This window comes from Streptomyces anulatus (assembly GCF_014650675.1).
Taxonomy (GTDB): Bacteria; Actinomycetota; Actinomycetes; order Streptomycetales; family Streptomycetaceae; genus Streptomyces; species Streptomyces anulatus.
Map to the genome: position 1 here is coordinate 36199 of NZ_BMVK01000024.1, position 20653 is coordinate 56851.

The following is a 20653-nucleotide window of genomic DNA, read 5'->3' on the forward strand; positions in this document are numbered from 1 at the left end:
TCCGGCCGGGAGGATCCCGGCCGGACCGGCCCCTTCCGCGTTCGCGACGGGTTCAGCCGCGGATCACCAGGCCGTCGCGCAGCCGCTCCAGTGCGGCGTCGGGCAGGCGCAGCCCGTTGCGCACGTAGCCGTCGAGGCCGCCCCAGCGTTCGTCCATGGCGTCGAGCGCCACGTCCAGGTAGCGGGGGCGGACCTCGATGATCGCCGCGGCGACGGCGGGGTCGCCGCCACCGTCCAGGAACTTCGCCACGTGCGGGGCGAAGGCGGCCCGTACGGAGGGATTGACCGCGAGGAAGTCCGACCGCACCGTCGCCCGGGGCGCTCCCAGGAGCATGAGCAGGACGGCTGCCGCCCAGCCGGTACGGTCCTTGCCCGCCGTGCAGTGGAAGAGCACCGGGCGCGCGCCGGGGTCGGCGGCCGTCTCCAGGAAGGCCCGGTAGGCGGCTGCGGCGCCCGGCGAGAGGACCATCTTCCGGTAGGTCTCGGCGAACAGTTCCTCGGCCCTGCCGCCCCCCAGCGCCCGTTCCGCCTCGACCGGGTCGGCGAGCAGGGACCGCAGCCGGGCGGGCGCCACGCCCGGGTGGCCGCCCAGTACGTCGGCGACGAAGAGCCTGGCCCGGTCCGGCAGCCGGTCCGGGGCCCACTGGCGCTCGTCGGCGGTACGCAGATCCACGACGGTGCGGATGCCGAGCGCGGACACCGCCCGGTCGCTCTCCGGGTCCAGCTCGCTCAGCTGACCCGAGCGGAACAGGACGCCCTGCCGCACCCGGCGGTCACGGCCCAGGGCGATGCCGCCCAGGTCGCGCAGATTGACAACGGTGGCGGCCGGAACGGTCCGGGCGGTCTGCACGATGAACTGCCTCTTTCCCTGATGAATTCCAGGAATTCCACATATCAGGATCAACGTCGCGTGCGGTAAGGAAAACACCACCGGAGAACGCCGGGCGGCACCCCGGGCCGCCGGCCGGCCGGACATCAGTCCGACAGGAGCTTCGTCTTCTGCTCCACGAACTCGGCGTCGGTGAGGACGTCCCGCTTCCACAGCTCGGCGAGCCGCTCCAGCCGGGTGATGATGTCGTCCCCCGCGACCTCCTGGTCACCGGAGTCACCGGTCCCGAGGCGCTCGTGCGCGACGAACGTGCCGCCCACCCCGCGGGCCGCACGGGCGAGCTCCGTGGTCCACAGGTCCTCCCGGACGACGATCGCGACGGCATCGCCCGCCGGCACGCCCCGGCCGAGCCGGTCGACGTCCTCCGCGCTCAGCACCGGCGCCGCCCCGCCCTCCGCCGGATCGGCGGGAACCACTCCCTCGGGGTCCAGCTCCCGCAGCTCCACCGGGGTCAGCGCGCCGCCCTCGGCCCTTCGGACGAAAGCCAGGTCGCCGGCCCGTACGGCTCCGGACGACACGGCGTCGGCGAGCGCGGGGGCGACCGACCCGGCGAAGCGACTGCCGGGGAAGGCGATGACGAGGTACTCCACAGGTCCGACGGCCACGGTCGCGTCCTCTCCGTATCCCGGCGGCCGCAGGGGCGCCGGGGTGGATACGGCATTCCAGGGATGACATAAAAAATCAGGTAACTTCGCACATAATATGCACCTCTGTCCTGATTCATCCCGATGTTGAGAACCGTCGTGTTGCCGCTGTCCGCCCGCTACGCCGGTTACGCGACTGTATGTAAAGGATCAAGTACATGCCTGAGAGGGCAAGGTCACAGCATGTGCCCCTGCTGCTGGTTCGGCGCACTGGCCTAGCATCTGAGCATGACGGTCCAGCCTGCTGACGGGCTCTCTCCGGCCGCCGAGTTCCCCGACCCCTCCCATGACCAGTGGCAGACCCTCGTCGAGGGCGTACTGCGCAAGTCGGGCAAGGAAGTCTCGGGATCGGCCGCCGAGGAAGCGCTGTCCACCACACTGGAGGACGGGCTCACCACCCGCCCCCTCTACACCGCACAAGACGAGTCGCCGGACACCGGTTTTCCCGGCTTCGCCCCCTTCACCCGGGGCAGCAGGGCCGAGGGGAACGCGGCAGGCGGCTGGGACGTGCGCCAACGCCACACCCTGACCGACCCCGTCCGGCTCAACGAGGCGGTGCTCGGCGATCTGGAGAACGGGGTCACTTCCCTCTGGCTCACCGTGGGCGGCCCGGTGGGCGTCCCCGTCGACGGGCTCGCCCGGACGCTGGAAGGCGTGTACCTCGACCTCGCGCCCATCGCGCTCGACGCCCCGGCCGACCTGGACGCCGCCGCGACGGAGCTGCTGCGGCTGTACGAGGAACGCGGCGTCGCCAAGGGCGAGGCGCGCGGCACGCTGGGCGCCGACCCGCTCGGCCACGAGGCCCGGACGGGCGTCGAGGCGGACCTCACCGCCGCCGTGCGCTGGGCGCGGGTCTGCGACGCGGAGTATCCGGGGCTGCGGGCCGTCGCCGTGGACGCGCTGCCCTACCACGAGGCGGGCGGTTCGGCCGGCGAGGAGCTGGGGCTCTCCCTGGCCACCGGCGTCGCCTATCTGCGGGCCCTGACCGGCGCCGGGATGAGCGTGGAAGCGGCCTGCGGGCAGCTGGAGTTCCGCTACGCGGCCACCGCCGACCAGTTCCTGACCATCGCCAAGCTGCGCGCGGCACGCCGGCTGTGGGCGCGGGTCGCCGAGGCTTCCGGAGCCCCCGCCGCCGGGGCACAGCGGCAGCACGCCGTCAGCTCGCCGGTGATGATGACGCGCCGCGACCCGTGGGTGAACATGCTGCGCACCACGCTGGCCACGCTGGGCGCGGGGGTGGGCGGCGCGGACTCCGTGACCGTGCTGCCGTTCGATCATGCGCTGGGCCTGCCCGACGCGTTCGCGCGGCGGATCGCCCGCAACACCTCGACGATCCTGATGGAGGAGTCGCACCTGGCGCGGGTCATCGACCCGGCGGGCGGCTCCTGGTACGTGGAGCGGCTGACCGACGAACTCGCCTCGGCGGCCTGGGCGTTCTTCCAGGAGACCGAGCGGGCGGGCGGTCTGACCGCCGCCCTGCGCTCCGGGACGGTCGCGGAGCGGCTCGCCGCCACCTGGGCCGCGCGCAGTGCGAAGCTGGCCCGTCGCAAGGAGCCGATCACCGGGGTCAGCGAGTTCCCGCAGCCGGGCGAGCGCCCGGTGGAGCGCGAGCCCGCGCCCGACGCGTACGCCGGTGCTCCGGGCGGACTGCCCCGGGTCCGGCGGGACGAGGCGTTCGAGGCGCTGCGCGCCCGCTCCGACGCGCACCTCGCGGCGACCGGGAGCCGCCCGAAGGTGTTCGTCGCCGCGCTCGGCCCGGCCGCCGCGCACACCGCGCGTGCCTCCTTCGCCGTCAACCTCTTCGGGGCGGGCGGGATCGAGGCGGTCCACGATCCGGTGTCGGTGGAAGCGGACACCGCCGCCGGCGCGCTGACCGCCTCCGGGGCGACGGTCGCCGTTCTGTGCTCGTCGGACGCGCTGTACGCCGAGCAGGCGGAGCAGGTGGCCGGTGCGCTGAAGTCGGCGGGAGCGGCACGGGTGTTCCTCGCGGGACGTCCCGGCGAGTACGCCGACGTCGACACCTATGTCTTCGCCGGCTGCGACGCGGTCGCCGTTCTCACCTCCGTACTCGACCGCATGGGAGTGGCGTGATGCCGACATCGCCCACGGATCGGAAACCCTCCGTTCCCGACTTCTCCGACGTGCCGCTCACGGCGTCCGCGCCGCCCGCCGGTTCCGCCGGGGAGTGGCAGGCTGCGGTGACCAAGGCCGCCGACGGTGCCGAGGCCCCGCTCTGGGAGACGCCCGAGGGCATCACGGTCAAGCCGCTCTACACCGGTGAGGACCTGGAGGGCCTGGACGCGCTGCACTCGTATCCGGGAATCGCCCCGTATCTGCGCGGGCCCTACCCGACGATGTACGTCAACCAGCCCTGGACGATCCGTCAGTACGCCGGATTCTCCACGGCCGAGGAGTCCAACGCCTTCTACCGGCGCAACCTCGCGGCCGGCCAGAAGGGCCTGTCCGTCGCCTTCGACCTGCCGACCCACCGGGGCTACGACAGCGACCACCCCCGGGTGACCGGCGACGTGGGCATGGCCGGGGTGGCGATCGACTCGATCTACGACATGCGCCAGCTGTTCGACGGCATTCCGCTGGACCGGATGTCGGTGTCGATGACGATGAACGGCGCGGTGCTCCCCGTGCTGGCGCTGTACATCGTGGCCGCCGAGGAACAGGGCGTACCGCCCGAGAAGCTGACCGGGACCATTCAGAACGACATTCTGAAGGAGTTCATGGTCCGCAACACCTACATCTATCCGCCGTCGCCCTCGATGCGGATCATCTCCGACATCTTCGCGTTCACCTCGCAGAAGATGCCGCGCTACAACTCCATCTCGATCTCCGGCTATCACATCCAGGAGGCCGGGGCGACGGCTGATCTGGAGCTGGCGTACACGCTGGCCGACGGGGTGGAGTATCTGCGCGCCGGCCGTGAAGCCGGGCTGGACGTCGACGCGTTCGCGCCTCGGCTGTCGTTCTTCTGGGCGATCGGCATGAACTTCTTCATGGAGGTCGCGAAGCTGCGGGCGGCCCGGCTCCTGTGGGCGCGGCTGGTGAAGCAGTTCGACCCGAAGAACCCCAAGTCGCTGTCCCTGCGCACCCATTCGCAGACGTCCGGCTGGTCACTGACCGCGCAGGACGTGTTCAACAACGTGACGCGTACGTGCGTGGAGGCGATGGCCGCGACGCAGGGGCACACCCAGTCGCTGCACACCAACGCGCTGGACGAGGCGTTGGCGCTGCCCACCGACTTCTCGGCGCGGATCGCCCGTAACACGCAGCTTCTGCTCCAGCAGGAGTCCGGCACCTGCCGGGTCATCGACCCGTGGGGCGGCAGCGCGTACGTGGAGAAGCTGACGCGGGACCTGGCGGACCGGGCCTGGCAGCACATCGAGGAGGTCGAGGCGGCCGGCGGGATGGCGAAGGCCATCGACGCGGGCATTCCCAAGCTCCGGGTGGAGGAGGCCGCCGCGCGCACGCAGGCGCGGATCGACTCCGGGCGGCAGCCGGTGATCGGGGTCAACAAGTACCGGGTGGAGACCGACGAGAAGATCGACGTCCTCAAGGTCGACAACTCCTCGGTGCGCACCCAGCAGATCGAGAAGCTGCGCCGGCTGCGCGAGGAGCGCGACGAGGTGGCGTGCCAGGAGGCGCTGCGCGCGCTGACGGCCGCCGCCGAGCGCGACCCGGGGCCGGGCCTGGAGGGCAATCTGCTGGCGCTGGCGGTAGACGCGGCGCGGGCGATGGCCACGGTCGGGGAGATCTCGGACGCGCTGGAGAAGGTGTACGGGCGGCACGCCGGGCAGATCCGTACGATCTCCGGTGTGTACCGCAAAGAGGCAGGAGAGTCCCCTTCGGTGGACCGCACCCGCGCACTGGTCGAGGCCTTCGAGGAGGCGGAGGGCCGCCGTCCGCGCATCCTGGTCGCCAAGATGGGGCAGGACGGCCACGACCGGGGCCAGAAGGTGATCGCCACGGCCTTCGCCGACCTGGGCTTCGACGTGGACGTCGGCCCGCTGTTCCAGACGCCCGGCGAGGTGGCGCGGCAGGCCGTCGAGGCCGATGTGCACATCGTGGGCGTCTCCTCGCTGGCCGCGGGGCACCTGACCCTGGTGCCCGCGCTGCGTGAGGAGTTGGCCGCCGAGGGGCGCGAGGACATCATGATCGTGGTGGGCGGGGTGATTCCGCCGCAGGACATCGAGGCGCTGCACGAGGCGGGCGCGGCCTCGGTCTTCCCGCCGGGGACGGTCATCCCGGACGCGGCCCACGACCTCGTGACGCGGCTCGCCGTCGCGCTCGGCCACGAGCTGTGAGCCGCTGACCGGATGGCTGCGAAGATCGACATCGACGGTTATGTGCGGGGAGTTCTCGACGGCAAGCGGGCGTTCGTGGCGCGCGCGATCACGCTCGTCGAGTCGACCCGTGCCGAACACCGCGTGCTGGCCCAGCAGTTGTTGAGCCGACTGCTGCCGCACGCGGGGGCGGCCCGGCGGATCGGGATCAGCGGGGTGCCGGGCGTGGGTAAGTCCACGTTCATCGACGCGCTCGGCACGATGCTCACGGGGCTCGGGCACCGGGTGGCGGTGCTGGCGGTCGACCCGTCCTCCAGCCGTACGGGCGGCTCCATCCTGGGCGACAAGACCCGGATGGAACGCCTGGCGGTGGACCCGGCCGCCTTCGTCCGCCCCTCCCCCACGGCGGGCACGCTGGGCGGGGTGGCCAAGGCGACCCGGGAGTCCATCGTGGTGATGGAGGCGGCGGGGTACGACGTGGTGCTGGTGGAGACGGTGGGCGTCGGGCAGTCGGAGACTGCGGTGGCCAACATGGTCGACACGTTCCTGCTGCTGACGCTGGCCCGTACCGGCGATCAGCTGCAGGGCATCAAGAAGGGCGTCCTGGAGCTGGCGGACGCCATCGCGGTGAACAAGGCCGACGGCCCGCACGAACGTGACGCCCGCTCGGCCGCGCGCGAACTGGCGGGCGCGCTACGGCTGATGCATCCGGTGGACGCGGCCTGGACGCCCCCGGTGCTCACGTGCAGCGCACGTGAGGCGACCGGTCTCGACACCCTGTGGGAGCGTCTGGAGCAGCACCGTGCGCTCCTGGAGTCGACCGGCCGGCTGGCGGCCAAGCGCCGCGACCAGCAGGTGGACTGGACGTGGGCGATGGTCCGCGACGATCTGCTGGACAGTCTGCACAGCCACCCGGCGGTGCGGAAGCTCGCGCCGGAGCTCGAACAGCAGGTCCGGGAGGGCACGTTGACGGCGACGCTGGCCGCCGAGGAGATCCTCGGGGTGTTCCGCGGGGGCAAGTTCGATGGGGGCGCGCCGCGGCGCCGGGGCAGCGCGGGAGAGTCCGGCTGAAGGCGTCGCCGCAGCCCGTCGAGGTCCCCCTGGCGGATACCAGGGGGACCTCGACGATTCCGATGCCGGCAGGCAAGGAGTCCCGGTGAAGCGGGCACGATGGGCCCGGAACGGCGGCCCAGGGCCTCTCCGACGGCCCGGCCGGGCCTCCTACTCGTACCGGTACTTCAGCGACTCCGCCTCGTTCCGCTCGATGTCGGCGATCGTCAGCTGTGGCATCCGCAGTTGGGCCAGCGTCACCTCGGCCGAGGTCGGCTGTGCGTCCGCCGGCAGCCACTGTTCCGGCTTCCAGGCCCCGCTGCGCATGAGCGACTTGGGGCAGTGCGGGTAGACCTCCTCGATGCCCACCACCAGCGCGCTGACCGGCGGCTTTCCCACAGCGGTCAGCTGGGACAGGAGCTCCGGACGGGTGGAGACGCAGGCCCGGCCGTTCACCCTGAGTGTCGTCGTCCGTCCAGGAATGAGGAACAGCAGCCCGGCCCGTCCGGTGGCGATGACGTTCTGCAGGGTGTCCAGGCGCTTGTTGCCGGTCGCGTCCGGAATCGCCACCGTCCGGGAGTCCAGGACGCCGACGAACCCGGCGGGGCCGCCGCGCGGGGAGACGTCACAGTTGCCCTCCGCATCCGCACTGGAGATCAGGACCAGTGACGAGCAGCCGATCAACCGCCGCGTCTGATCGGTGAGTTCGGCCATCTGCTTACGTATGGCCGCGTCGCCGGGGAGCGCGTACGCCCGGCGCAACGCCTCCTGGTCCGCAACCGCGTCGGAGCGGAGCGAGTCGAAGGCGCTTCCGGCCGGTGATGTCGTCATACCCCCGACCCTAACGACCCGGCCCGGGGTCGCTCCAGACCGGTGGACAGGAGGCCGTGAACATTGTCGCAGCACTGTTATATTAGCGCTGTGACAATTTCCGATCCCACAGTGCGCCCCGACCCCTGGCACTCCCTCCACGAACTTCTGGCCGCCATGGACGCCGAGATCGAGCAGGTCTACATCGAGCGGGGCATCGAGGGCGTACGGCCCCGCTTCGCCTATCCGTTGATCCGGCTCGCGCACACCGGACCGCTGACCATCCGCGAGCTCGCGCAGTCCCTGGGACGCTCGCACTCGGCGATCAGCCAGACCGTCGCCGGCATGCGCAAGGCGGGGCTCGTCACCTCCGAGCCCGGGCCCGACGCCCGCACCCGGCGCATCAACCTCACCGACCACGGCCGGTCGCTGGTGCCGTTCCTGGAGGCGGAGTGGCGCGCCACCCACAGCACGGTCGCCGAGCTGGACAGCGAGGTCCCGTACGCGATGACCGCTGTGGTCGAGGAGGTGCGGCGGGCACTGGAGCGGAGGTCGATGCGGCAGCGGATCCTCCACCACCTGACCGAGCCACCCCGATGAAACGGCGTGCCGGCGACCCGTTCCTCGACACCCGCCCGCTCCGGGGCAATCAGCCGTTCCGCGACCTGTGGATCGGCACCTCCGCCTCCCAACTCGGCGGCCAGACGGCCAACGTGGCGGTGCTGGCCCAGGTCTGGGAGTTGACGGGCAGCCCGGTGGGCACGGGTGCCATCGGGCTCGCCACCGGTCTGCCGATGGTGCTCTTCGGCCTGCTCGGCGGGTCCCTGGCCGACGCCCATGACCGCCGGACGGTGGTACGGGCCACCACCGCGGGACAGGTGCTGGCCGCCGCAGGGCTGTGCGCCCAGGCCGTGGCGGACAACCGCAGCGTCCTGCTGCTGCTCGCCCTGGTCGCCGTGGGAACGAGTTGCGGCGCTCTCGGCGCACCCGCGCGGCGCACCCTCCCGGTCCGGCTCCTGCCGGGTGACCAGGTGGCGGCCGGGCTCGCGTTGACCAACGTCTCCTTCCAGGCGGCGATGCTGGCAGGTCCCGCGCTGGCGGGGCTGATCATCGCCGGCTGGGGCTTCTCCGGTGCCTACGCGGCCCAGGCCGTGGCCGTGACGGTCGCACTGCTCGCGGTGGTCCGCCTGCCCGCCATGCGCCCCGAAGGCGCCGGCGCGGCAGGCCGCAAGCCCCGGACGGAGCGCGGTGGCCTGCTGATCGTGCTGCGCCGCCCGACGCTGTGGGGCTCAATGGCCACCGACCTGTCCGCGACGCTGCTGGCCATGCCCATCGCGCTCTTCCCCCTGGTCAACGAGAACCGCTTCGGTGGAGATCCGAGGACCCTCGGCCTGTTCCTCTCCGCCGTCGCGGTCGGAGGACTCATGGCCGGCCTGCTCTCCGGCACGGTGACGCGCCGGCGCCGCGCCGGACTCGTGCAGCTGTACGCGGCCGGTGTCTGGGGCCTGGCGCTGGCCTGCTTCGGCCTGGCGGGGCCTCTGTGGCTGGCGCTCGGCTGTCTGGCGGTGGCGGGCGCCGCCGACACCGTTTCCGTCGTCACCCGCAGCGCGCTGATCCAGTTGGAGACCCCGGACGCCTGTCGGGGGCGGGTCTCCTCGGTGGAACACGTCATCGGCGTCGCGGGCCCCGAACTCGGCAACTTCCGCGGCGGCCTGGTGGCTTCGGCCTCCTCCGCCTCCTTCTCGCTGGTCTCCGGGGGACTGTCCGCCGTCCTGGCGATCGCCGTCGTGTACGCGACCAACGCACCCCTGCGCGCCTACCGCACGCCGACCGCCCCCGAGAAGCCGTCCACCCCCAAGCCCCTCACCCCGGCGCAAGCCGCAACCGACTAAGGGCTGTCCCGTGATCACTGGTGGATCAGCGCGCGGCGTCAGCTGCGGCGCATCTCAAGGCGGAGGGACGTCCGCATACTGGATGTAATTGGATGTTCCGACAACGCGGCGAGGTGCCGTAGCCGACGTCGTGCGCCCACCAGGGATTACGGGACAGCCCTCAGGCCGGTTCAGACGCCGACCGCCGGCACGCGCACGGTCGGCACGACGACGGGCGCCCCGTCGGAGGTCGCGGTGAGGATTTCCGCCTCGATGCCGTAGAGCTCCTGCACCAGTGCGGTGTCCACGGTCTCGCGGGGCGGCCCCGAGGCGACGATCCGCCCGTCGCGCATGGCGACCAGGAGGTCGGCGTACCGTGCGGCGGCGGCGAGGTCATGGAGCACCATGACGATGGTGCGGCCCTGCGCGGCGACTTCGCGGACCAGGTCCAGGACTTCCACCGCGTGGCCGATGTCGAGGGCGCTGGTGGGCTCGTCGAGCAGGACGACCGGGGTCTCCTGGGCGAGGGACATGGCGAGCCAGCAGCGCTGACGCTGGCCGCCGGAGAGCTGGTCGAGCCGACGCCCGGCCAGGGCGGCGGTGCCGGTGGCCTCCAGCGCACGGGTGACCGCGCTCTCGTCCTCCTGCGACCACTGGCGGAACAGCCCCTGGTGCGGGTGGCGTCCGTATCGCACGAGTCCGGCGACGGTGACCGCCTCGGGCGCCTGCGGGGCCTGGGGCAGCAGGGCGATGCGGTGGGCGGCGTCGCGCTGGCGCAGCTGCCAGACGTCGGCTTCGCCGACGAGCACCCTTCCGGAGCGGGGCTGGTGGAGGCGGGCCATGGAGCGCAGGAGGGTCGACTTGCCGCACCCGTTGGGGCCGACGATCGCCACAACCTGTCCGGAGTGGACCGTCAGGTCGACCTGGTCCACGGCGGTATGACCGGCGTATCCAGCGGTGAGCTGTTCGACACGGATTTCCACGAGGGCCGGCCTTTCCGAAGGACAGGGGCATCACCTTGCCCGATGCCGCTAAAGTAAGGCTAACCTTAGCTCGCTCACGAGCCGACGGCCGCATCCGCGAGACCGTGCGGCCGTCATCGCTTCATGTCCCGTTGAACCCGGAGCCCTTGATGATCCTGCACCACCGCCCCGCCCGCACCGCCGCCCGAAGAGCGGCGCGCGCCGTCGCCACGCTCGGCGCCGCCGCTCTGCTCCTGACGGCCTGCGGAACGGACTCCGACTCGGGCAAGTCCTCCGGGGACAAGGCCGGCAAGGCGGACACCGCCTCCTCCGCGACCCGCACGGTCAAGGACGCCACCGGCAAGGCGGTGGAGATACCGGCGGAGCCGAAGCGCATCGTCACCCTGACCCAGGAAGACCTGGACGCGGTACTGGCGTTGGACATCAAGCCGGTCGGCATCACCAACGGGCAGGGCCTGGACAAGCCGCCGGCCTACCTCGCCGACAAGGTCGAGGGCATCGACGTCGTGGGCAACCTGCTCCAGCCGGTCATGGACAAGGTCGTCGCCGCGAAGCCCGACCTGATCCTCGCCGGTGACATGCAGGACGAGCAGGTGCTGAAGCAGTTGCGGGAGATCACCCCTGCCACGCTGGTGACGATGGCGCCGACCGACGACTGGAAGCTGTTCTTCCGGGGTGTCGGCAACGCCGTCAACAAGCTGGACGACGCCAACAAGTTCATCACCGGCCACGAGGCCGCCGCCAAGGCCGCCGGGGAGAAGCTCGGTGCGAACAAGGGCGCCGAGGTCTCGATCGTCCGCTGGAACCCGGACGGCCCGAGCTGGATGGAGAACAAGCAGTTCGCCAGTGGTGTCGCCCTGGAGATGGGGCTGAAGCGGCCCGCGTCCCAGAACAAGGACGGCAACGCGCACACGCCGTCGCTGAGCTTGGAGAAGATCGACGAGATCGACGGCGACTGGCTGTTCCTGTCGACGCTGACCTCGGACGGCGAGAAGGCGCTCAAGGACGTCCAGTCCAAGCCGGCCTACAAGGAGCTGGGCGCCGTCAAGGACGGTCACGCGGTGACCGTCGACGGCTCGGTGTGGTCCACCCGCGGTGGCCCGCTCGCGGCGGACGTCGTCCTGAACGACTATGTCGAGGCGCTCTCGGCCAAGTGACCTCCGGGTGACTTCCACTCCGTGCGGCCCGGACCGGCGGTTCCGGTCCGGGCCGCACGGCTTCCGGAGGCCAGGGCGGCCCCGTCAGGCGGACGGCCGGCCCGCGACCCTGGAAGCCGCGAAGTCGGCGGCCGTCCACGCCATGCCCACCGCCCCGTCGACCAGGGCCTGTTCGGCCGCCGGGGAGACCGCCGCCTCGGCGAACGCCGCCTCGTGCGGGCCGCAGGCCCCGCCGCTGATGTCGAGCACCGGGTGGATGGACGGCACCACGTGCGAGACGTTGCCCATGTCCGTACAGGCGAACGGCGGGCGCTCGACGGGTTCGGCGCGGCCCAGCTCGCGGGCGTTGGCGGTCCAGAGCCGGATCAGCTCCGGGTCGCCCCGGAAGTCGAGATAGTCGGGCTCGGGCCGCTCCAGGGTCACTTCGCACCCGGTGGCCAGCGCCCCGGCGCGGAAGCAGTCCTCGACCCGCTGCCGCAGCTCCCGCAGGTCCTCGGCGGCCAGCGCCCGTATCTCGTACGTGGCGGTGGCCCGGTCGGGTATCGCGTTGGGCGCGGTTCCGGCGGCGGTGGTGATGCCGTGCACCCGCCACTGCGGGGGTAGTTGCTGGCGCAGGAGGCCCAGGGCGACCTGGGCGACGGTCAGCGCGTCGGCGGCGTTGCGGCCCTCGTGCGGGTTGAGGCTGGGGTGCGCGGCGCGGCCGGTGTAGACGACGTCGAGGGTGCCGAGCGCGAAGGAGCGGAAGTCGGCCATCTCGAAGGGGCAGGGGTGCACCATCATCGCGGCGTCGACCCCGTCGAACGCCCCGGCCTCCAGCAGCAGCGCCTTGCCGGCGCCCCGCTCCTCGGCGGGTGTGCCGATGACCCGGACGGTCAGGCCGAGTTCGTCCGCGTACGGAGCGAGGCCGAGGGCCGCGCCGACCCCGGCGGCGGCGATGAGGTTGTGCCCGCAGGCGTGGCCGAGCCCCGGCAGGGCGTCGTACTCGCAGGCGATGGCCACGGTGACGGGGCCGGAGCCGGCCGTGGCGCGGAACGCCGTGTCCAGGCCGTGGGCGGGCGCGGTGACCTCGAAGCCGTGCGCGGCGAGGAGTTGGTGGCAGAGCGCGGCGGCCCTGTGCTCCTCGAACGCGGTCTCGGGCTCGGCGTGCAGCCGCCGGCTCAGGTCGATCAGGGCCGGGGCGTTGCCGCCGATCGTCTCCCGTACGGCGGCCCTCAGGGCACGGATCCGCTCGTCGGCCGCCTCGTCGGCCCGTGTCTCGGGGCGTGGGGCTGCGGGGACGGTCATGGACTCTCCTTGCGTTCCGGACCGCCCCGGGGCGGTCGCCTGCACTGTCGAAATCAGGTTAACTTAGCCTTACCTAAGTGTGCGCCGAGCTCGTTGGCCCGGTGTCCGTTGTCCTTCAGGGGAGTCGTCACACACATGCATGAGCGTCCGAACCGCCCGACCAGCTCTTCGGCAGCGCACTCCGGCGGCGCGCCCTCCCCCGGACTCCCCCTCCTGACAGCCCAGTCGGGCGTCTACTACGCGCACCGACTGGCCCCTCTCGGCACCGAGCTGAACACGGCGGACTGCGTGGAGATCGACGGGCCGCTGGACGCGGACCTGTTCGTGGAGGCTCTGAGACGGACGGTGGGCGAGGCGGAGACCCTCGGACTGCGGGTGTCCGAGGCCGACGGCGTACCGGTGCAGCGGATCGTGCCCACCGCGCAAGCCGTGGTGCACCGGCTGGAGTTGACGGCGGAACGGGCCGAGGCGTGGATGCGGGAGGACCTGGCCCGGCCGGTGGACCTCGCTGTCGACGGCGCGCTGATGACGCAGGCGCTGATCCGGGTCGGCGAGGGGCGCCACCGGTGGTACCGGCGCGTGCACCACATAGCCGTCGACGCCTACGCCCTGTCGCTGATCGGGCAGCGCGTCGCCGAGCTCTACCGGGCGCTGGTGGCCGGACGGCCGCTGCCCGAGGGCCGTTTCGCCCCGCTGAGCGAGCTGACCGAGCAGGAGTCCGCGTATCTGGCCGGGGAGGAGTACGCGGCGGACCGGGCCTTCTGGTCCGCGCGCACGGCGGGCTCCTCCGTCACCGCGCCCCACCGCTCCCCCGTCCTCCCGGACACACCCGACGACGGCCCGCTCCACCGGACCACCGACCTCCCCGCCGAGGCCCTGGAGCGGCTGTCCGGGGCGGCGCGGGCGGCGAAGGCGACCTGGGCCGAGCTGGTGGTGGCCGCCACGGCCGGGCATCTGCACCGGCTCACCGGCTCCGAGGACGTCGTGCTGGGCCTGCCGCTGACCAACCGGCGGGGACCGGCGGCGTTGCGGACGCCGGCCATGACCGTGAACGTGCTGCCGCTCCGGATCGCCGTGCGCCCGGGGGACACCGGGGCCGAACTGCTGCGCCGGGTGGTGCTGGAGATCCGCGAGGTCCGCCGCCACCAGCGCTATCCGCAGGCCGACCTGCGCCGTGACCTGGCCCTGGAGTCGGCCGACGCCCCGCTGACCGGTCCGATGGTCAACGTCAGGCCGTTCGACGACGCCCTCGACTTCGCCGGGGCCACGGGCATCGTGCGCAACCTCGCTGCCGGGCCCGTGGAGAGTCTCGCGGTCGGCGCGGCCCCCGGCCCCGACGGCGGCCTGCGGGTCACCCTGGACGCCGCCCCCGCGGCGTACGGGCCGGAGGACCTCGCCGCCCATGAGGACACCTGGCTGCGCTATCTGGACGGCCTGACCGAGCTGCTGCTGACCGACCCGGCGCGGCCGATCGGCACCCTGGACCTGCTCACCGGCGACCAGGTGCGCGAGGCAGTGACGTACGGCCGCTCGGAGCCCGCCGCCCCGCTCACCCTCCCCCGGTCGTTCACCGCGCAGGCCGCCCGGACACCGGACGCCGTCGCCGTGCGCTCCACGGCGGCGGGCACGTTCCGGGGAGCGAACTCCGCAGAGGCCTCCGCAGGAGCCTCCGGCGGGGCCTCCGAAGGTGCCTCGGAAGCGGACGCGGAAACGGACACGGAAGCATCCACGGATACGAGCACGCCGGAAGCCGCCGGAACCGGGGCCCGGCTGACCTTCGCCGAACTGGACGCCGCCTCCGACCGCCTGGCCCACCTGCTGAGCGCACGCGGCGGCACCGGAGACGCAGGGGGCGCCGGAGAGGCCGGGGACACCCGAGGGACCCGGGGCGCCACCGGCGCGGGCGGCACGGTGGCGCTGGCGCTGCCCCGGACCGCCGACATGGTCGTCGCGTTGCTGGCCGTGCTCAAGGCGGGCCTGGTCTGCCAGCCGCTCGACCTCGGCCACCCCGCTGCCCGGACCCTGGCCGTCCTGGAGGACGCGCGGCCGCTGTGCGTGATCGGCACGGTCGCGACGCTCGCCTCGCTGCCCGACCACGGGCTGCCGACCGTCGCGCTCGACGCTCCCGCCACGACCGACGCCCTCGCCGCCTGCCCCGACGGTCCGCTGCCCACCGGTCCGGCGCTCGCGGACCCCGCCTACCTCATCCACACCTCCGGTTCCACGGGACGGCCCAAGGGCGTCCTCGTCGGCCACGCCTCGCTCGCCAACCTCTGCGCCGGGCACGGCACGGACCACATCGCCCCGGCCGTCGCCCGGACCGGCCGCCGACGCCTCCGGGTGGCGCACAGCGCCTCGTTCGCCTTCGACGCGTCCTGGGACCCGCTGCTGTGGATGGTCCACGGGCACGAACTGCACCTGCTGGACGACGCCGCCTACCGGGACCCCGCGGCGCTCACCGCCTACGTCGGCACCCACCTGGTCGACTATCTCGACGTCACCCCCTCCTACGCCGAAGCGCTCATCGCCGAAGGCCTGCTCGACGAGGGCCGCCATCACCCGGCCCATCTCGTGGTCGGCGGGGAGACCGTCCCCCCGCCCCTGTGGCAGCGGCTGACCGAGGCCGGTGCCGTGCACCCGGTCAACCTCTACGGGCCCACCGAGACGACGGTCGACGCCTACTACTGGGTGCCCGGGGCCTCGGCCGCCCGGCCGGACGGCCGCCCCGTGCGCGGCTCACGCGTCTACGTCCTGGACTCCTCCCTGCGTCCGGTGCCCACCGGCGCGACGGGTGAGCTGTACGTCGCGGGGGCCTGTCTGGCCCTCGGCTATCTGGGCCGCCCCGATCTGACGGCCGAGCGGTTCGTCGCGGACCCGTTCGGCGCGCCGAACGGCGCTCCGGGGGGCCGGATGTACCGCACCGGGGACCTGGTGCGCCGCCGCGAGGACCACACGCTGGAGTTCCTCGGGCGCGGCGACGACCAGGTGAAGATCCGCGGCTTCCGGATCGAACTCGGCGAGATCCAGGCCCGGCTGGCCGCGCACCCGAGGGTCGCGGCGGCCGCGGTCATCGCCCGCGACACCGCTCACGGCAAGCGGCTGCTGGCCTACGCGGTCCCCGTGAAGGACCGCCCCGCCGTCCCGGCCGGGTCGCGGAGCCCCGCCCCGGCCTCTCCCGAAACCGCGCCGCCCACCCCCACCCCCGCCGAGCTCCGTGACCATCTGGCCGGGGCCCTGCCCGAGCACATGGTCCCCGCGACCGTGACGCTCCTGGACGCGCTGCCCCGTACCGCCAACGACAAGCTCGACCATCGCGCGCTGCCCGATCCCGAACCGTTCCCGCCCGCCGCGCACGGCCGGGACAGCGCCGACGGCGGGCCGCACACCGAGATCGTGCGCGGGCTCTACGCCGACGTGCTCGGTATCGCCGAACCCCCGGCCGCCGACGCCGGCTTCCTCGACCTCGGCGGGCATTCGCTGCTCGCCGCCCGGCTGGCCGCCCGCGTCCGGGAGCACCTCGGCGTGCCGATGGGCATCGCCGACGTCTTCCGCCACACCACGCCCGCCGCTCTGGCGGCGCTGGTCCGCACCCGTGGCGGCGCGGCCACCCCGTCCGTCCCGCTCTCCCCCGTCCCGCGCACCGGTCCCCTCCCCCTGTCCCCGGCCCAGCAGCGGCTGTGGTTCCTCCACCGCCTCGAAGGCCCCAGCCCCACCTACAACATCCCGCTCGTCCTGAACGTCAACGGCCCGCTCGACCGCGACGCGCTGCAGCTCGCCCTGTACGACCTCGCGGAGCGTCACGAGACACTACGAACGGTATATCCGCCCACTGACAACGTCCCCGACGGCACAGCCGACGGCGAGGGCGCCGGCACTCCGGACGGCATCCCCCACCAGCGGATCCTCGCCCCCGACGACCCGGCCGCCCGCCCGGTGCTGCACCTGGCGGAGCCGGGCAGCGATCTCACCGAGGCCGTACGCCACTGCTTCGACCTCGCCACCGAACCCCCGCTGCGCACCGTCCTGTTCAGCGAAGCGCCGGACCACCACACGGTCCTCCTCCTGCTGCACCACATAGCCGGGGACGGAGCCTCGACCACTCCCCTGACCCGGGACCTGGCCACCGCCTATGCCGCCCGCGCCGAGGGCCGCGCACCGGACTTCGTCCCCCTCGGCGGCCAGTACGTGGATCACGCGGCCCGGCTCCAGCGGCTCCTGGGCACCCCCGCCGAGCTGACCCCGCTCGCCGAGGCCCAGCTCGCGCACTGGCGCGCCGCGCTCACCGGGCTGCCGGACCAACTGGAGCTGCCCGGCGACCGGCCCCGGCCGCCCGTGGCCACCTCGGCGGGCGACACCGTGCCCTTCGCCCTGGACGCCACCGCGCACGAGGCGCTGCGCCGACTCGCACGGGCGCACGGGGCGACCGTGTTCATGACCGTGCAGGCCGGGCTCGCGGCCCTGTTGACCCGGCACGGCTGCGGCACCGACATCCCCATCGGCACCCCCGTCGCGGGCCGTGACGACGATGCCACGGCCGGGCTCGTCGGCTTCTTCACCAACACCGTGGTCCTGCGCACCGACACCTCCGGCGACCCCGCCTTCGGCGATCTGCTGGACCGGGTGCGGGCGGTCACGCTCGCCGCGTACGAGCACGACGCGCTGCCCTTCGACCACCTCGTCGAGGCGCTGAACCCGCCGCGTTCGCTGGCCCGGCATCCGCTGTTCCAGACGATGCTGGCCTGGCAGTCGCTCGCGGACGGGCCCGTCTCCCTCGGCCCGGACACCACCGCGCGGCTGACCGCCGTGCCGTCCGGCACCGCGAAGTTCGACCTGACCCTGAACGCGGGCGAACTGCCCGGCGGCGGGATCGGGGGCTTCCTGGAGTTCCGCACCGACCTCTTCGACCGGTCGACCGCCCAGGCCCTCGCGGACCGGCTGTCCCGGCTGCTCACCGAGGCGGCCGAGCGGCCCGGGACCCCGGTCGGCCTGCTGCCGGTCCTCGGCGAGGACGAGGTCCACCGTGCCGTGGTCGGGGCCAACGGCGTCAACCACGACCGGCCGGTACCGCTCACGCTCGCCGAGGTCTACGAGGTGGCGGCGCGCCGGCACCCGGACCGGGCGGCGGTCAGCTGCGAGGGCGCGTCGCTGACGTACGCCGAACTGTCCTCCCGGGCCCGGTCGCTGGCCCGGCTGCTCGCGGCCCGGGGGATCGGTCCCGGTTCGATCGTGGCGCTCGCGCTGCCGCGCTCCACGGACCTGGTGGCCGGGCTGCTCGCGGTGTCGCTGGCGGGGGCCGCGTATCTGCCGATGGACCCGGACTATCCGGCGGACCGGCTCGCGTACATGCTGGACGACGCCCGTCCGGCGGCGTTGATCACGGACGCCGCGACGGCCGGGCGGCTGCCCGCGCACCGGCTGCCGCTGATCACGGTCGACGAGGCCGCCGGTCTCCCGGACGGGCCCCTCGGCCAGGCGGACCGCACCCGGCCGCTGAGCCCGGGGGACCCGGCGTACGTCATCTACACCTCGGGGTCCACCGGCCGCCCGAAGGGGGTCGTGGTCACCCAGCACAATGTGACGCGGCTGCTCACGGCGACCGAGCACTGGTTCTCGTTCGGGCCGGACGACGTGTGGACGCTGTTCCACTCCTACGCGTTCGACTTCTCGGTGTGGGAGCTGTGGGGCGCGCTGCTGTACGGCGGCCGGGTCGTCGTCGTCCCGTACGCGACCAGCCGTGACCCGCACGCGTTCCTGCGGCTGCTGGCGGACGAGCGGGTGAGCGTCCTCAACCAGACGCCGTCCGCCTTCTACCAGCTGGCCGCCGCAGACCGGGAGGCTCCGGGCCACGATCTGGCGTTGCGGTACGTGGTGTTCGGCGGCGAGGCGCTGGAGCTGGGGCGGCTCGCGGACTGGTACACGCGCCACCCGGAGAACGCGCCGACGCTGGTCAACATGTACGGCATCACCGAGACCACGGTCCATGTCTCCCATCTGGCGCTGGACCGGGCGACGGCCGCCTCCGCGGTCTCCAGCACCATCGGCGTGAACATTCCCGACCTGCGGGTCTATGTGCTGGACGACCGGCTGCAGCCGGTGCCGCCGGGTGTGACCGGCGAGATGTACGTCGCCGGTGAGGGGGTGGCGCTGGGCTATCTGGGCCGCCCGGACCTGACGGCGGGGCGCTTCGTCGCCGACCCGTTCGCTCATCTCTTCGGCGAGTTCGGGCGGCGGATGTACCGCTCGGGAGACCTCGCCCGACGGCGACCGGACGGCACGCTGGAGTACTTCGGGCGCGGCGACCAGCAGGTGAAGATCCGCGGGTTCCGCATCGAACTCGGCGAGATCGAGGCGGTCCTGGCCGGGCATCCGGAGGTCGCCGATGTGGCGGTCGTGGTCCGGGAGGACACGCCGGGCGACAAGCGGCTGGCCGGCTACGTCGTCCCCGCGCCCGGCTGCGACCCGGCCCCGGCGGCGCTGCGCGAGCACGCGGCCGCCACGCTGCCGGTGCACATGGTGCCCTCGGCCGTGGTGGTGCTGGAGCGGCTGCCGCTGACCGGCAACGGCAAGCTGGACCGCAAGGCACTGCCGGTACCGGGCGCCGCGGTGAACGCCGGTGGGCGCGCACCGCGCACGGTCCGCGAGGAGCAGCTCTGCTCGGTCTTCGCGGAGGTGCTGGGGCTGCCGTCCGTCGGCGTGGAGGACAACTTCTTCGACCTGGGCGGTCATTCGCTGCTCGCGGTGCGCCTCGCCGGGCGGATCAGGTCGGCGTTCGGCATCGAGGTGTCGATCGGCACGGTGTTCCAGGCCCCGACGCCCGCCGCCCTGGACGCGGCGCTGGACGTCTCGCGCGAGGAGGACCCGCTCGATGTGCTGCTGCCGCTGCGGCCCGCCCGGCCCGGCGACCGCGCCCCGGTCCACTGTGTGCACCCCGCGGGCGGTCTGAGCTGGTGCTACGCGGGTCTGATCCGCCATCTGCCGGCCGATGTGCCGATCTACGGGCTCCAGGCCCAGGGCGTCGGCGGGGCGACGGCGGACGAGCCGCTGCCGACCACGCTGGAGGAGCTGGCCGCGCACTACGCCTCCCGGATCCGCGAGGTCCAGCCGGAGGGCCCCTACCGGCTGCTCGGCTGGTCGACCGGCGGCATCATCGCGCACGCCGTCGCGGCGGTGCTCCAGGAGGCGGGCCAGGAGGTGGAGTTGCTGGCGATCCTGGACGCGTACCCCGCCGAGGGGTTCCGCGGCCTGCCGGTGCCCGACCGGGCCGAAGCCCTCGAATCGCTGCTCACCATGGGCGGTTACGGCCCCGACAGCCTCGGGGACAAGGAGCTGAACACCGCGAACGTGGTGGAGGTGCTGCGCCGCGAGGGCTCCCCGCTGGCCGCGCTCTCCACGGCGGGGATCGAGGCGCTCGGCGAGGTCTACCTCAACACCAACGACCTCGTACGGGCCTACGACCACCGGGTGTTCCTCGGCGATGTGCTGTTCTTCCGGGCCACGGTCGACACCATCGACGACACCTTGACGCCGGAGACCTGGACCCCGTACGTGAGCGGGCGCATCGACAACACGAACGTCGCCTGCTCCCACAAGGACATGACCCTGCCCGAGCCGATCGCGCACATCGCGCGCGTGGTCGCCGACCGACTGACCGAGCTGGAGAAGTGACACCG

12 protein-coding genes are annotated in these 20653 nt (G+C 73.0%); 7 read left to right on the plus strand and 5 right to left on the minus strand.

The genetic code is table 11. The annotated features are described in order from the left end of the window. Positions 1-52: 52 nt before the first annotated feature. Positions 53-850 (minus strand): tyrosine-protein phosphatase, encoded by a 798-nt coding sequence (locus tag IE272_RS35725; protein ID WP_056707925.1) that lies wholly within the window; start codon positions 848-850, stop codon positions 53-55. A 125-nt stretch (positions 851-975) separates the two neighbouring features. Continuing rightward, positions 976-1494 carry an SHOCT domain-containing protein gene (locus IE272_RS35730; protein ID WP_098892816.1) on the minus strand — a complete coding sequence of 173 codons (519 nt, stop codon included), beginning with the start codon at positions 1492-1494 and terminating at the stop codon, positions 976-978. Between the two features lie 267 nt (positions 1495-1761). Here IE272_RS35730 and IE272_RS35735 point away from each other — a divergent pair, with 267 nt between their 5' ends. The 3 genes from IE272_RS35735 to meaB are packed head-to-tail and all read left to right on the plus strand — an operon-like array spanning position 1762 to position 6899. Further along, complete coding sequence (locus IE272_RS35735) at positions 1762-3624, plus strand: methylmalonyl-CoA mutase family protein (RefSeq protein WP_190009852.1); 1863 nt, start codon at positions 1762-1764, stop codon at positions 3622-3624. Further along, positions 3624-5849, plus strand: a complete 2226-nt coding sequence (scpA, locus tag IE272_RS35740; RefSeq protein ID WP_057660941.1) for a methylmalonyl-CoA mutase — start codon at positions 3624-3626, stop codon at positions 5847-5849. The genes IE272_RS35735 and scpA overlap by 1 nt, the downstream gene beginning before the upstream one ends. A gap of 12 nt (positions 5850-5861) precedes the next feature. Further along, a complete protein-coding gene (meaB, locus tag IE272_RS35745) occupies positions 5862-6899 on the plus strand; it encodes a methylmalonyl Co-A mutase-associated GTPase MeaB (protein ID WP_190009854.1) in 1038 nt (345 codons plus the stop codon). A gap of 150 nt (positions 6900-7049) precedes the next feature. Here meaB and IE272_RS35750 read toward each other — a convergent pair whose 3' ends face one another. Further along, a complete protein-coding gene (locus tag IE272_RS35750; protein WP_190009856.1) occupies positions 7050-7709 on the minus strand; it encodes an MSMEG_1061 family FMN-dependent PPOX-type flavoprotein in 660 nt (219 codons plus the stop codon). Positions 7710-7799: 90 nt separating this feature from the next. Here IE272_RS35750 and IE272_RS35755 point away from each other — a divergent pair, with 90 nt between their 5' ends. Then, on the plus strand, positions 7800-8288 hold the full coding sequence (locus IE272_RS35755; protein WP_190009858.1) for a MarR family winged helix-turn-helix transcriptional regulator: 489 nt from the start codon (positions 7800-7802) through the stop codon (positions 8286-8288). Continuing rightward, the gene (locus IE272_RS35760; RefSeq protein ID WP_190009860.1) at positions 8285-9580 is read left to right on the plus strand and encodes an MFS transporter; all 1296 of its coding nucleotides are present in this window, start codon (positions 8285-8287) and stop codon (positions 9578-9580) included. The genes IE272_RS35755 and IE272_RS35760 overlap by 4 nt, the downstream gene beginning before the upstream one ends. Positions 9581-9750: 170 nt before the next feature. Here the strand turns inward: IE272_RS35760 and IE272_RS35765 are convergent, their stop codons facing one another. Then, positions 9751-10542, minus strand: a complete 792-nt coding sequence (locus IE272_RS35765) for an ABC transporter ATP-binding protein (protein ID WP_190009862.1) — start codon at positions 10540-10542, stop codon at positions 9751-9753. Positions 10543-10691: 149 nt separating this feature from the next. Here IE272_RS35765 and IE272_RS35770 point away from each other — a divergent pair, with 149 nt between their 5' ends. Then, the gene (locus IE272_RS35770; RefSeq protein WP_190009864.1) at positions 10692-11699 is read left to right on the plus strand and encodes an ABC transporter substrate-binding protein; all 1008 of its coding nucleotides are present in this window, start codon (positions 10692-10694) and stop codon (positions 11697-11699) included. Between the two features lie 84 nt (positions 11700-11783). Here IE272_RS35770 and IE272_RS35775 read toward each other — a convergent pair whose 3' ends face one another. After that, positions 11784-12983, minus strand: a complete 1200-nt coding sequence (locus IE272_RS35775) for a M20 family metallopeptidase (RefSeq protein WP_190009866.1) — start codon at positions 12981-12983, stop codon at positions 11784-11786. A 135-nt stretch (positions 12984-13118) separates the two neighbouring features. On the opposite strand from IE272_RS35775, the gene IE272_RS35780 reads away from it, so the two are divergent. Further along, positions 13119-20648 carry a non-ribosomal peptide synthetase gene (locus IE272_RS35780; RefSeq protein ID WP_190009868.1) on the plus strand — a complete coding sequence of 2510 codons (7530 nt, stop codon included), beginning with the start codon at positions 13119-13121 and terminating at the stop codon, positions 20646-20648. Positions 20649-20653: the final 5 nt, after the last annotated feature.